At 69.3% G+C, this 12,773-nt stretch carries 12 protein-coding genes; 4 read left to right on the top strand and 8 right to left on the bottom strand.

Annotated elements, in window-relative coordinates; all coding sequences use genetic code 11:
* Window positions 1-59 precede the first annotated feature (59 nt).
* Window positions 60-1,556, bottom strand: a complete 1,497-nt coding sequence (locus BLU38_RS05150; RefSeq protein WP_091520892.1) for an amidase — start codon at window positions 1,554-1,556, stop codon at window positions 60-62.
* Between the two features lie 61 nt (window positions 1,557-1,617).
* Entirely contained in the window at window positions 1,618-2,571 is a 954-nt protein-coding gene (locus BLU38_RS05145; RefSeq protein ID WP_091520888.1) for a CPBP family intramembrane glutamic endopeptidase, read from the bottom strand.
* A gap of 151 nt (window positions 2,572-2,722) precedes the next feature.
* On the opposite strand from BLU38_RS05145, the gene BLU38_RS05140 reads away from it, so the two are divergent.
* Window positions 2,723-3,745 (top strand): iron-siderophore ABC transporter substrate-binding protein, encoded by a 1,023-nt coding sequence (locus BLU38_RS05140; RefSeq protein WP_091520885.1) that lies wholly within the window; start codon window positions 2,723-2,725, stop codon window positions 3,743-3,745.
* 30 nt (window positions 3,746-3,775) lie between these two features.
* On the opposite strand, the gene BLU38_RS05135 is transcribed toward BLU38_RS05140, so the two are convergent.
* Complete coding sequence (locus BLU38_RS05135; protein ID WP_091520881.1) at window positions 3,776-4,675, bottom strand: sigma-70 family RNA polymerase sigma factor; 900 nt, start codon at window positions 4,673-4,675, stop codon at window positions 3,776-3,778.
* 131 nt (window positions 4,676-4,806) lie between these two features.
* Here BLU38_RS05135 and BLU38_RS05130 point away from each other — a divergent pair, with 131 nt between their 5' ends.
* Window positions 4,807-5,265 carry a carboxymuconolactone decarboxylase family protein gene (locus BLU38_RS05130; RefSeq protein ID WP_197679999.1) on the top strand — a complete coding sequence of 153 codons (459 nt, stop codon included), beginning with the start codon at window positions 4,807-4,809 and terminating at the stop codon, window positions 5,263-5,265.
* A 56-nt stretch (window positions 5,266-5,321) separates the two neighbouring features.
* Here BLU38_RS05130 and BLU38_RS05125 read toward each other — a convergent pair whose 3' ends face one another.
* Both BLU38_RS05125 and lipB read right to left on the bottom strand, forming a co-directional pair.
* Window positions 5,322-6,365 (bottom strand): SGNH/GDSL hydrolase family protein, encoded by a 1,044-nt coding sequence (locus BLU38_RS05125; RefSeq protein WP_231920183.1) that lies wholly within the window; start codon window positions 6,363-6,365, stop codon window positions 5,322-5,324.
* 96 nt (window positions 6,366-6,461) lie between these two features.
* Window positions 6,462-7,187 (bottom strand): lipoyl(octanoyl) transferase LipB, encoded by a 726-nt coding sequence (lipB, locus tag BLU38_RS05120; protein WP_197679998.1) that lies wholly within the window; start codon window positions 7,185-7,187, stop codon window positions 6,462-6,464.
* A 40-nt stretch (window positions 7,188-7,227) separates the two neighbouring features.
* Here lipB and BLU38_RS05115 point away from each other — a divergent pair, with 40 nt between their 5' ends.
* The gene (locus BLU38_RS05115) at window positions 7,228-7,752 is read left to right on the top strand and encodes a hypothetical protein (protein ID WP_157683221.1); all 525 of its coding nucleotides are present in this window, start codon (window positions 7,228-7,230) and stop codon (window positions 7,750-7,752) included.
* A gap of 38 nt (window positions 7,753-7,790) precedes the next feature.
* Here BLU38_RS05115 and BLU38_RS05110 read toward each other — a convergent pair whose 3' ends face one another.
* The 3 genes from BLU38_RS05110 to lpdA form a co-directional block, all read right to left on the bottom strand.
* Entirely contained in the window at window positions 7,791-8,810 is a 1,020-nt protein-coding gene (locus BLU38_RS05110) for a TIGR01777 family oxidoreductase (protein ID WP_091520873.1), read from the bottom strand.
* A 4-nt stretch (window positions 8,811-8,814) separates the two neighbouring features.
* Window positions 8,815-10,734, bottom strand: a complete 1,920-nt coding sequence (gene sucB / locus BLU38_RS05105) for a 2-oxoglutarate dehydrogenase, E2 component, dihydrolipoamide succinyltransferase (protein ID WP_091520869.1) — start codon at window positions 10,732-10,734, stop codon at window positions 8,815-8,817.
* 161 nt (window positions 10,735-10,895) lie between these two features.
* Window positions 10,896-12,326 (bottom strand): dihydrolipoyl dehydrogenase, encoded by a 1,431-nt coding sequence (gene lpdA, locus BLU38_RS05100; protein WP_091520866.1) that lies wholly within the window; start codon window positions 12,324-12,326, stop codon window positions 10,896-10,898.
* Window positions 12,327-12,383: 57 nt separating this feature from the next.
* Between lpdA and BLU38_RS05095 the strand changes: the two genes are divergently transcribed.
* The gene (locus tag BLU38_RS05095) at window positions 12,384-12,728 is read left to right on the top strand and encodes a hypothetical protein (protein WP_091520863.1); all 345 of its coding nucleotides are present in this window, start codon (window positions 12,384-12,386) and stop codon (window positions 12,726-12,728) included.
* Window positions 12,729-12,773: the final 45 nt, after the last annotated feature.

Raw genomic sequence — 12,773 nt, 5'->3', positions numbered from 1 at the left:
GGGATCTCATTCTGCCGGGTCCGGGGCCGAGCGGGCGCGGGCTGGGCGAGGCGTGTCGATCAGCCGGCCAGCCCGGGTGGCGGTCTGCGCTGCGGCCACCGGGTCCGCCGATGGTAGGCGTGGGCAAGCTGCAGCACGGCCAGGTCCTGTCCGGCCCGGCCGACGATCTGGATTCCGGTCGGCAGCCCGCTGTCGCCGAAACCGGCCGGTACGCCGGCGACCGGGCAACCCGACAGTGACCACGGCGCGACGGTCTCCATCCAGCGGTGATAGGTGTCCATCGGGCGGCCGTCGATCATCGTCGGCCAGTGCACGGTCTTGTCGAACGGGAACACCTGAGCGCTCGGGGCGATGATGTAGTCGTAGTTGCGCTGCAGGTCGACCACGGCGGCGTACCAGGCCTGCCGCTCGGCGACGGCCTCGGTGATGTCCCGCGCCGTCAGCCGAAGTCCGTGCTCGATCTCCCAGCGCAGCTCGGGCTTGAGCAGGTCGCGGGTGGCCGGATCGTCGTACAACTCGGCGTTGCCGGTCTGGGCCCACCAGCGCCAGCGCAGGAAGAGCTGGAAGAGCCGAGCCGGATCGAAAGCCGGGAGCACCCGGTCGACGCGCGCGCCCAGCGCTTCGAACTCGCCCAGCGCGGTCTCGACGACCTCCAGCACGCCGGGTTCGAAGGCCAGGTAGCCGTCCCAGTCGCCGACGTAGGCGATCTTGGTGCCGCGGAAGTCCCGGTCGAGCCGGCCCGCCGACCGTGCGGGATCGGAATCCAGGCCGAGCGGGGTGTGCGGGCCGAGCGGCGTGTACGGATCCGGACCGGCCTGAGTGGACAACAGCAGGGCGAGGTCGGTGACGCTGCGGGCCATCGGTCCGATCGCCGACAACTGAGCCACGAAGCCTGCCCGATTCGGCACCCGGCCGATGCTCGGACGGAGGCCGTAGACGTTGCAGAAGGCGGCCGGGTTGCGCAGTGACCCCATGTAATCGCTGCCGTCGGCGACCGGCAGCATCCGCAGGGCCACGGCTGCCGCCGCGCCACCGCTGCTGCCGCCGGCGGTCCGGTCGGTGTCGTACGGCGTCGCGGTCGTGCCGAACACCGGGTTGTAGGTCTGCGAGCCGAGCCCGAACTCCGGGGTGTTGGTCTTGCCGATGATGATCGCGCCGGCCGCCCTGATCCGCTGCACGAACAGGTCGTCGGTGTCGGCGACCCGGTCCCGGTGGATCACCGATCCTGCCGTGTGCCGGATGCCCCGCGCAGCAGCCAGATCCTTGACTGCATGCGGAAAACCGTGCATCCAGCCGCGGCGGTCACCGTCGCGGAGCTGACGGTCCCGCTCACCGGCTTCGGCGAGCAGCTCGTCCCGGGGACGGATGCTGACGATGGCGTTCACTCTCGGGTTGTGCCGATCGATGTGCTCCAGGTAGCTCTCCATCACCTCGACGCAGCTGATCCGCCGGTCGCGGATCAGAGCCGACAGTTGACGCGCCTCCAGGTGGACCAGGTCGCCCAGGTCCTGCGGGCGTTCCGCGTCGCCGTCCGCGGCGGGTTCGAGGTCGGGCATAGTCGGCAGCGTACGACCTGCTGGTGGTCGGCCGAGTGATGAACCGGGGCGGACTCGGTGATCAGCCGAGCTCCGGCTGTCGGCGGAACTGGCCGGTGATGATCAACACCGCGACGATGACGGCGATCAGGATCCAGCCAGGGAAGCCGAGCGCGGCGACGAAGGCGCCGTCCGGCGCCTGCCCCGGCGGTGTCGTCATCATGATCAAGGTCGGGGTGGCGGCATTGAGCATGCCGTGGGCGGCGACCGCGGGCCACACCGAGCCGGTCCGGATCCTGGTCCAGCCGAAGAGCGCGCCGATCGCGACGCAGCCGCCGACCATCAGCGCCAGACCACCGAGGTCGGGACGGGCGAAGTTGTAGCCGAGCAGGATCAGCGGTGCGTGCCACAGGCCCCAGATCGCGCCGGTGATCAGCAGGGCCGGCCAGGTGCCCAACGGGCGAAGGGTGGTCAGCAGCCAGCCCCGCCAGCCGACCTCCTCGCCGAAGGCGAAGATCGCGGTGAACAGAGCATTCGGAACGATCGCCGACAGGGATATCGCCGCCAGTGCAGCATTGCTCAGACTGCCCATCGACGGTGACGCGGACCGCAGGCTGTCCAGGCCGGCACCACTGAGATCGAGATCGGCCCAGCCGACGACGCCGGCGAGCACGAGAGTGCCGACGGCGAGCAGGAACGTGCCGACGAAGGCGACCACGATCATCCAGATCACCCGGCGTGCCGGTTTCAGCGGCCAGATCCCCAGATAGCGGGGGATCGACGGCCCGGTCGTGTGCCGGTTCCGGCGCTGGATGATCAAGGCTGCGACGGTGGCCAGCAGTGGGGTGAACATCATCCCCATCGCGCACAGCTGCAGCCGTACCGGATCAGTCAGGCCGGGGCCGAGCCAGAGTGGGAGGCAGGCCACCCAGGCCAGTGCTGCGGCGATCACGACGAAGCCGACGACGGCCGGCCAGGGCACCCGGGCCGGCACGACAGCGAGTTGATCTTGCTCGGACTGCGTATCGGCGATCATGACCTCGACGATACGGCGAACGCGACCCGCCGGCATCCGCCGCCGGACGGAGATCGCATCGCCGGAGCTCGCATCGGTATCCGCCTGACGGTGGACGCGTGTCAGACCCCGTCGATGAGTTCGGCGCAGAGACTTGGGTTAGGCTTACCTTATGAACATTCGGGAAGTCCGCGGCGGCGTCAGACGGACGGCGTCGTTGGTCGCATCGATGCTGCTGGTGATCATGGTCGTCGGCTGTCAGTCCGACGGTACGGCCCCGGCCGACCGGGGGAAGCTGTCGGGCGCGGCGAGCGCGGTGTTCCCGGTCACGATCAAGCACCAGTTCGGCACGACGACCATCGAGTCGGAGCCGAAGCGGGTGCTGACCGCCGGCTTCAACGAACAGGACTTCGTGCTGGCGTTCGGCATCGAGCCGGTCGGTGTCCGCCAGTTCCTCGGCTACGACGCGCCGAATCGGCCGTGGACACCGCAAGCGGTGCGGGGCAAGAAGCTCCCGACCGTCGGATCGCAGGAGATCGACTTCGAGAAGATCGCCGAGCTGAAGCCGGATCTGATCATGGCGGTGAGCTCGTACATCGACAAGGCCGGCTACGCCAAGCTGTCGGCGATTGCGCCGACGGTTGCGCAGTCCGGTGATGTCGCCACCGGTGCGACGAGCTGGCAGGACCAGACCAAGATCACCGGCAGAGCGCTCGGCCGGCCGGACAAGGCCGAGCAGATCGTCCGGCGGACCGAAGATCGCTTCGCCGAGGCCAAGAAGGAGCACCCGGAGTTTGCCGGCAAGTCGGCGTCGTTCGCCCTCGGGGTGACCACCGACGGTGCCTACAGCGTCGGAGCCGACGACTATCGGACCGGGTGGCTGACCGAGCTCGGCTTCACCGTGCCGAAGAAGGGTGGCGAGGTCAGCATGGAGAAGCTGGACGTCTTCGACACCGACGTGATGGTCGCCGAGGGCGTGCAGAAGTCGGTGCAGAAGAATCGGTTGTTCGCTCAGTTGGCACCGGTCAAGGAGGGCAGATTCGTCGATCTCGGTGCCTTCGACCAGGACTTCGCCGGCGCGCTCGGCTTCAACTCGCCGCTCAGCATCCCTTACCTGCTTGACATCGCGGTGCCGCGACTGGCCGCGGCCGCCGACGACGACCCACAGACCAAGCCCGAGCCGTACCGGGGTTGATCAGAACGGGGGCTGATCAGAACCGGTTGATCACAACAGGCTGATCTCCAGGTCGGCCAGCTGGTCGAGGTCGGCGATCACTTCGACCCGGACGATCCGGCCGTCGCGGATCTGCATCGCGAACACCGTCCGCGGCGTGCCACCCGGCGCCCAGGCTGCACCCGGCACGCCGTCGATGATCGCCACCTGGGCTGCCTTCGCCCGGCCGGCGAAGACCCGGGCGACGGCGTCGGCGCCGACCACCTGCTCGCCGAGCAACGGCGCCCCGCTGTTTGCGTGGGCGGTTGTGGCGGCGACGGTGCGAGGGTCGGCTCGCAACTCGACCTCGGGGTCGAGCACCTGCAACAGCCGGCCGAAGTCGCCCTCCCGGGAAGCGGCCAGGAAGGCCTCGACGACCTCGCGCTGCCGGTCCTGTTCTGCCGACGGCTCGACGCCACGGATCCGACGTCGGGCCCGGGAAGCCAGCTGTCGGGCTGCGGAGGGGGACTTGTCGACGATGGGTGCGATCTCCTCGAACGGCAGACCGAAAAGATCATGGAGCACATAGGCGAGCCGCTCGACCGGGTTCAGGGTGTCCAGGATGATCAACAGCGCCGCGCCCAGACTGTCGGCCTGCACCGAGAAGTCCTCCGGGGTCGGCTCGCTGTCGGCGCCACGGACCTCGGCGGCGAGGGGCATCTCATCGACCGGGTCCTCCCGTCGGCTGCCGCGTGATCGCAGTTGATCAAGACAGACCCGGGAGACCACGACCGTCAGCCAGCCGGCCAGGTTGTCGACCGCGTCGGTGTCACTGCGCTGCAGCCGAAGCCAGGCTTCCTGGACAGCGTCGTCGGCATCGTTGTGCGAGCCGAGCATCCGGAACGCGATCGCTCGCAGTCGCGGTCGTTGTTCTTCGAACGTTGCCGCCAGCTGATCCTGCGGTTGCGCCATTGTCGCCAACTCCCCGTCTGGTCTCTTCGGCCGTCGGTGTCACATCCGCCGGCCCTGCTCCGTCACCCCTGATGACGCGGGCACACGTCCTCGCGTGACAGTACCGAATCTGACGATCGAACAAGAAGGGCATGATCATGACCGCACGGATGAAGAACCCGGCCACCTTCCTGCCGCAGGCCGCCGAGCTACTGATGGCGCTGGGCAAGATCGGCGCCGACTTCGGAGTCGACGAGGCCACCCTTGAGCTCACCCACCTGCGGGTCAGCCAGATCAACGGTTGTGCCTGGTGCCTGGAGTTCGGCCGGCACAACGCTCGCACGTCCGGGCTGACCGATTCGCAGCTGATCCAGCTGGCCGGCTGGGCGGACGCCACGATCTTTTCCGACGCCCAGCGTGCCGCGCTGGCGCTGGCCGAGCACATGACCCGGATGGCCGATCGGTCGAATGCGGTCCCGGACGCGATCTGGGACGAGGCGGCCCGGCATTACGGCGAGAAGGAACTGGCCGGTCTGGTGGTCTGGATCGCCACCACCAACCTGTACAACCGGATCAACGTCACCACCCGGCAGATCCCCGGTACCTGGTGATCGGTACCTGGTGACCGGTACCTGGTGATCGGTACCTGGTGATCAACTTCGGAAGATCAGGAGGCCCGGCGGTCCAGCCGCTGCAGTTCGTCCAAGGCGGCGGCGATCGTGTCGGAGTCCGAACTCCGCAGCATCGTCGCCAACCGCCGGATCCGGTCCGGATCGATCCCGTGTCGGTCGGCCCGCTCCAGGTTGGCCGCCGAGTCGAGATCGAAGGAGAGCACGATGTCGGCCTGCTGGTGCAACCGTTGGCTGTCGGACAGCTGCGGCAGCCGGTCCGCCTCCGGGCGAACGGCCGTCGGGAACGGTCTCCCGGTCAGCACCGGCCCGACCAGTTCGGCGTAGCCGACGTTGCCGTCCCGATTCGGATGGTAGGACTCCTCGATCGGTTCGCTCAGACCGTTGACCCACTCCTGATCGTCACAGACCGCGTGGCCGTCGAACGCCGATCGCGGGTCGACATAGTCGAATCCGTTCGCGCCGGCCTTGCCGGAGATCAACGCATCCATCTCGTCGACGGCGGCGTTCAGGTCGCTCTCCTCCTCGGGGCTGAAGAAGGTCGCTGCGTTGCAGTCCTCGCCGTTGAAGATCCTCGGATAGCCGGCCACCGCGACGGTCGCATGCGGCGCTCGATCCGCGATGCTGCCGAGCAGCGAGTCGTAGCGACCCGGGAGTTGCTCGGTCAGGATCGTGCGGCCGTCGGCGATCGCGCCGGCACAGTCGCTCAGCCAGCCCGGCTGGGCGCACTCGGTGAGGACGTCGGCGAAGCCGACGTCGTTGCCGCCGACGGTCAGCGACACGGCGCCGGTGTCGGCGGACAGGGCGGCAAGCTGGTCGGCGACGACGTCGGCTGTGTCGGCTCCGTTGCAGGCCTGGTAGTTCAGGCTCAGGCCGTAGCCGCCGGCCAGCAGCGCCGGATAGCCGGACGGCGACCGATAGCAGTCGTCGGCCTTGTCGTGGGTGCCGACGCCGGCGGAGTAGGAGTCGCCGAGGGCGACGTAGCCGGTCGCAGCGGCCCGGGCCGGGCTGATCGCGGTCAGGCCGACGAGGGTGGCGGCGGCGGTGGTGAGCAGGATCCGGCGAAGCGTGAGGTGCGTCACGTCAGGTGATACTTGCAGCTTTTCTCCGTGAACGGAACCGCGTCGGCAAAGAGTTTGCCGCAGCGCCGACCCCGCCGAGGAGGCACCTGTTCGGGGTCAGAGCCTGGTCAGCTGCGGGAAGTCGGCGCTCTGCTCCGCGCGGACGATGTCGGGGGAGCGGTCATAGGGCTGCCAGCTCAGCAGTTCGATCAGCTGGGGCTGCAGCAGGTCGGCCACCGTCCGCAGATCGGGGGTCGCCCGGTCGGTGCCGAACTCCTGGGCCAGGCTGGTCACGCCGGCGTCGCTGATCCCGCAGGGCACGATCTTGTCGAAGCTGGACATCGCGTTGCTGATGTTCATCGCCAGCCCGTGCATGGTCACGTTCTGGGTGACCCGGATGCCGATCTGGGCGATCTTGCGTTCCGGTCGGTTCCTGAGCTTGTCGGCGGCCAGCCAGACGCCGGACCGGCCGTCCACCCGACCGGACTCCAGACCGAGGTCGGCGAAGGTCCTGATCATCGCTTCCTCGACCCGCCGGACGTAGTCGACCACCCGGACCGGTTCGGGCAGGGTGACGATCGGGTAGGCGACCAGCTGGCCGGGGCCGTGCCAGGTGATGTTGCCGCCGCGGTCGACGTCGACCACCGGCGCGCCGTCGGTCGGGCGTTCCTCCGGCTGGGTCCGCTTGCCGGCGGTGTAGACCGCCTCGTGTTCGAGCAGCAGAACGGTGTCCGGCCGGCTGCCGGCCACCACCTCGGCGTGGATCTCACGTTGCAGATCCCACGCCGCGCGGTAGTCGATCAGCTGCCGGCCCAAACCGAGGTCGTCGAAGATCACAATCACCGATCGTACGCTCCCGGTCGCCGCCGATACGCTGGCCTCCGTGAGTCGACGACGCAGGCGTGCCTGGGCCGAGGGATTGAGTCCCGATCAGCTGACCGAGGTGGTCAAGGAACGCCTGTACGCGACCATCACCGGTCTGGCGATCCTGCTGGCGATCCGTGGCCACGGCGAGATCCATGAACCGCTGTCGGTGCTCGGCACCCTGGTGATCGGTGTCCTGGCGATCACCCTGGCGGGCTTCGTCGCCGATGTGGTTTCGCATCTGTCGGTGCATCGGACGTTTCCCGATCGGCACGAACTCGGCCATCTGGTGCTGATCGGACGGCATGCCATCGGTGTCGTCGTGGTGCCCGCGGTGCTGCTGTTGATCTCCACGGCCGGCGGGATGCGACCGGAGGCGGCGGTCACCGCGTCGGTCTGGACGCTGGTGATCACCCTGATCGTTGTCGGCTACCTCGCGGTCCGCCGGGCGCAGGTGATCTGGTGGCAGAAGCTCGTCGCAGTGGCGATGTTGGGTGGACTCGGTGTGCTGGTCGTCTTCCTGCAGGTGCTCGCCCACGGCTGATCCGCCGACCCGAGCTGTCGATGCAGCTCAGCGGCTGGTCACCGGGCGCGGTCCAGCGCCAACTGCAGGGTGCTGGTGACGTCGGGTCCGTCGAAGGCGAAGCCGGCAGCCAGCAACGCCTTCGGGGCGACGTACTGATCACCGGTGAGCTGTTCGGCGAGCTCACCCAGAGCCGTACGCAGTAGAGCGCTCGGCGCAGCGAGCCGAGCCTTGCGACCGAGCAGATCGGCCAGCGCCGCGGTGAATTCGGCGTTCGTCGGCGGATCGGGGATGGTGATGTTGTAGGGCCCGGGGGCGGGGCGTTCGGTGATCATGAACTGCACCGCCCGGAGCCAGTCGTGCAGGCTGATCATCGGCATGTGTTGATCACCGCTGCCGATCCGGCCTCCGAAGCCGAGCTGGAACACCGGCTTGATCAACTTCAGTGTGCTGCCGGATTGATCAAGGACCATCCCGTTGCGCAGGAAGATCACCGGCACACCGGCGGAGGCGGCCTGCTCGGTCGCGGCCTCCCAGTCCTTGGCCAGCTGACCGAGGAAGTCCCCGGCCGGTGGCGCGCTTTCGTCGTACGGTTCGGATCCGGAGCGAGTGCCGTACCAGCCGGTCGCGCTGGACTGCAGCCACAGCGGCTTACTCGGATTGTCGGCATACCGCTCGACGACGGTCTCGGCCAGCAGCCGGGTGGATTCGATCCGTGCCGTCCGGAGCAGCTCCCGGCGGGCGTTGCTCCATGGCCGGGTGAAGACCGGCGGTCCGGCCAGATTGATGATCACGTCGACGTCGTTGACAGCGTCGGCATTGATCCGTCCGATCGACGGATCCCAGTGGAACTCCGTGCTGGACGTGACCGGCGTCCGCCGGACCAGCCGACGCACCTGATGGCCGAGTTCGGCGAACCGCACCTTGAGGGGGGTGCCGAGGAAGCCCGATGCGCCGGCGATGAGGATCCGCAGACCCGATCCGGTCGGATCGGGCTGCGGACCGGAGTCCCGGGAGTCGGGGCCGGTCGACTCCGCTGAGCCGGGTGCAGACTCCTCTGAGCCAGCCGTGGGGGTCATCGGATCAGAGCCCGAACTCCGAGCCGAAGTCGCCCTCCTCGAGGCGTTCCTTCAGCGTGCCGAGGTAGCGGGCCGCATCGGCGCCGTCGACCAACCGGTGGTCGTAGGACAGTGACAGGTACATCATGTCCCGGATCGCGATCGTCTCGCCGAGCACCTTGTCGGTGATCACCACCGGCCGCTTCACCAAGGTGCCGGTGCCGAGGATGGCGACCTGGGGCTGGTTCACGATCGGGGTGTCGATCAGGGCTCCGCGGCTGCCGGTGTTGGTGACGGTGAAGGTGCCGCCGCTCATGTCGTCCGGGGTCAGCTTGTTGGTACGGGTCCGGTCGGCGAGATCGGCGATCTTCTTGGCCAGCCCGGCGATGCTCAGATCGCCGGCGCCCTTGATCACCGGGACCATCAGGCCCTTCTCGGTGTCGACCGCGATCGACACGTTCTCCGTTGCCGGGTAGTGGATCTCCTCGGCCTCGGAGTCGATGGTCGCGTTCAGCTTCGGGTGCACCTTCAGCCCGTCCACCGCGGCCTTGATCAGGAACGGCAGGTAGGACAGCTTGACGCCCTCGCGGCGCAGGAAGTCGTCCTTCACCTTGGCCCGCAGCCGGGAGATGACGGTCAGGTCGACCTCGACCACGGTGGTCAGCTGGGCCGAGGTCTGCAGCGACTCCACCATCCGGGTGGCGATGATCTTGCGCAACCGGGTCATCTTCTCGGTGGTGCCACGCAGCGAGCTCGGTTGCACCGACTCGGTCGCGGTTGCGGCCGGCGCCGCCGGAGCGGTCTCGGCTGCCGGGGCCGCTGCCGCGGCCTTGGCGGCTTCGGCTGCTGCCAGCACGTCCTGCTTGCGGATCCGACCGCCGACGCCGGTGCCCTTCAGGCTGGCCAGGTCGACGTCGTGCTCGGCTGCCAGCTTGCGGACCAGCGGGGTGACGTAATTCGGGCCGTCGCCATCGGTCGATGCGGCCGTCGATGCCGCTGGTGCCGGAGCTGCCGGTGCCGGAGCCGCCGGAGCGGGGGCGGGCGCGGCCGGTGCGGGTGCCGCCGGAGTCGGTGCGGCCGGTGCCGGTGCCTCGGGTTCGGGAGCAGCTGGCGTGCTCTGCTGGGCCGGCGCCGATTCCTGGGCCGGCGCTGACTCCTGGGTCGGGGCTGCTTCCTGGGCCGGGGCTGCTTCCTGGGCCGGGGCTGCTTCTTCGGCCGGGGCGGCGGGCGCCGAGTCCTGCGCGGGTGCGGCGGCCGCGGCATCGCCGATCACGGCCAGCACGGCGCCGACCTCGACGGTCTCGTCCTCGCCGGCGCGGATCTCCAACAGGGTGCCGGCCGCCGGCGACGGGATCTCGGTATCCACCTTGTCGGTGGAGATCTCCAGCAGCGGCTCGTCGGAGGCGACCGTGTCGCCGACCTGCTTGAGCCAGCGGCTGACGGTGCCCTCGGTGACGCTCTCACCCAACTCCGGGAGGGTGACCTCAGTGCCCTCGGCGGAGCCTGCTGGCTGCTCGGCGGCCGGCTGCTGCGCCGGTTGCTCGGCCGGTGCTTCCTGCTGTTGGGGTGCGGAGTCCTCGGCCGGCTGCGGCTCGGCGGGCTGCTCGGCCTCGGCCTGCGCTGCCTGCTCCGGTGCCGGCTGCTCCGGTGCGGCCTGCTCCTGCTCGGGAGCCGGTGCCGCGGGCTCTGCCTCGTCGCCGCCCTCGCTGGCCTCACCGATCACCGCCAGGATCGCGCCGACCTCGACGGTGTCGTCCTCGCTGGCACGGATCTCCAGCAGGGTGCCCGAGGCAGGCGACGGGATCTCGGTGTCCACCTTGTCGGTGGAGATCTCCAGTAGCGGCTCGTCGGTGCTGACCGTGTCGCCGACCTGCTTGAGCCAGCGGCTGACGGTGCCTTCGGTGACGCTCTCGCCCAATTCAGGAAGTGTGACCTCGGTGGACATGATTCGGCTTCGACTCCTCGATGATGCGTTGCTCAGGTCAACGATGCTGTGTCACGCACGCACAGCAAAGTCCGCGGCCAGCCTATCCGCCGTCGGTGCCCGGTGTCGCCCGGGCTCGGTCGACGCCCGCGGCAGTGCTCCGGGGTGGATCGGCGGCCCGCTCAACCGTGCAGGTGCAGCGGCTTGCCGGCCAGCGCCAGGTGCGCCTCCCCGAGCGCTTCGCCCTGGGTCGGGTGGGCGTGGATCAGCTGGGCCACCTCGCCGGGATGGGCCTCCCAGTTGGTGATCAGCTGCGCCTCGCCGATCAGTTCGCCGACCCGGGCGCCGATCATCGTCACGCCGACCACCGGACCGTCCGCCGCCCGGACCACCTTGACGAAGCCCTGGGTCTTCAGGATCTGGGAGCGCCCGTTGCCGGCCAGGTCGTAGCGCTGGGTCTCGATCTCGCCGTACCGCTGCCGGGCAGCCTCCTCGCTCAGCCCGACCGACGCGATCTCCGGATCGCTGTAGGTGATCCGCGGGATCTGCTCGTCGAGCACCGCGACGGGCGCCCGCAGGGCGGTCGCATCCCGCCGGGCGGCGATCTCCTCGGCGACGAAGATGCCGTGCGCAAAGCCGCGATGGGCCAGCTGCAGCCCGGCCACCAGATCGCCGACGGCGTACACGTGATCGACGGCGGTGGCCAGTCGGTCGTCGGTGGTCACCCAGCCGCGGTCGCTGTCGACCTCGGTCTGCTCCAGCCCGATCCCGGCCGAGTTGGGTCCGCGGCCGACGGCGACCAGAGCCACCTCGGCGGTGACGGTCCGGCCGTCCTCGACGGTCAGCGTCACCGCGTCCGAGCCGACCTCGAGCGACCGCATCGGGGCACCGGTGAGGAGCTTGATGCCGCGTTTGCCGAACGCCCGTTCCAGGGCCTTGGAGATGTCCGGATCCTCGCCCGGTACCAGGCGGGGGAGCGCCTCGACCACGGTCACCTCGACCCCGAAGGAACGCCAGGCCGACGCGAACTCGACGCCGATCACGCCGCCGCCGAGCACGATCGCCGAGGACGGCAGCTCAGTCAGCTCGAGGGCGTGCTCACTGGTCAGCACCCGGCTGCCGTCGATCTCGACACCAGGCAGCGACTTCGACACCGAACCGGTGGCCAGCACGATGTCGGTCGCGGTCAGCACCCGGTCACCGACCTGCACCGCGTACGGGGCGCCGTCGCCCTCGTCCGACTGCCCGGTCTGTCCGTCCGGGCGCGGGATCAGGGTGCCGCGACCGGCGATGACGTCGATCGTGCGAGATGCGATCAGCCCGGTCAGCCCCTTGTGCAGCCGGGAGACGACCGATTCTGCGTAGCTGCGGACCTGCTGCAGATCCACCCGCTGCAGGGTGCTGTGCACACCGAAGCGGGCGCCGTCCCGGGCCGCGTCGGCCACCTCGGCGGCATGCAGCACGGCTTTGGTCGGGATGCAGCCGCGATGCAGGCAGGTGCCACCGACCGAGCCCTCCTCGACCAACGCCACGCGCAGGCCGAGCTCGGCCGCGCGCAGCGCGCAGGCGTATCCGCCGCTACCGGCGCCGATGATCACCAGGTCGTAACTCATGGCGCCATCAAATCATCTGCGGCAGCACACGTTCCGGTGTGTCGTCATACTTGGTGCATGGGATGGCTACGCGAGCGTGCCCGACGGCTGCGTCGGACCCCGACCGGGCGAGGCGCCACGGTCGATGACGCGATCGTGGCCCATCTGACCGAATTCGTCCGGACCCGGCGTGGGGTGGAGGCGCTGGTCGAGCCACCGACCGCGGTCACCCAGACCACGATGCTGCTGATCGCCTACGACGGCGAATGGACCCGCCGGCGGGTGCCGTCGGCGCGCTGGGCGCACGCCTTCGCCGAGCACCTGCAGATCCCCGCCTACGACGCGGCCGTCGTGGGCTACCCACAACGGATGCGGGACTACAACCACCGGCAGAAGTTGCGCCAACAGACCGACCGTCGGTGACGCGGGGCGAGCAAGAGCACGCCCTTCGACAAACTCAGGGATCCT

Origin of the sequence: Microlunatus soli (assembly GCF_900105385.1) — a bacterium.
GTDB lineage: Bacteria > Actinomycetota > Actinomycetes > Propionibacteriales > Propionibacteriaceae > Microlunatus > Microlunatus soli.
The sequence above is the reverse complement of the archived record's forward strand: the minus strand, read 5'-3'. Positions and strand labels throughout refer to the sequence as shown.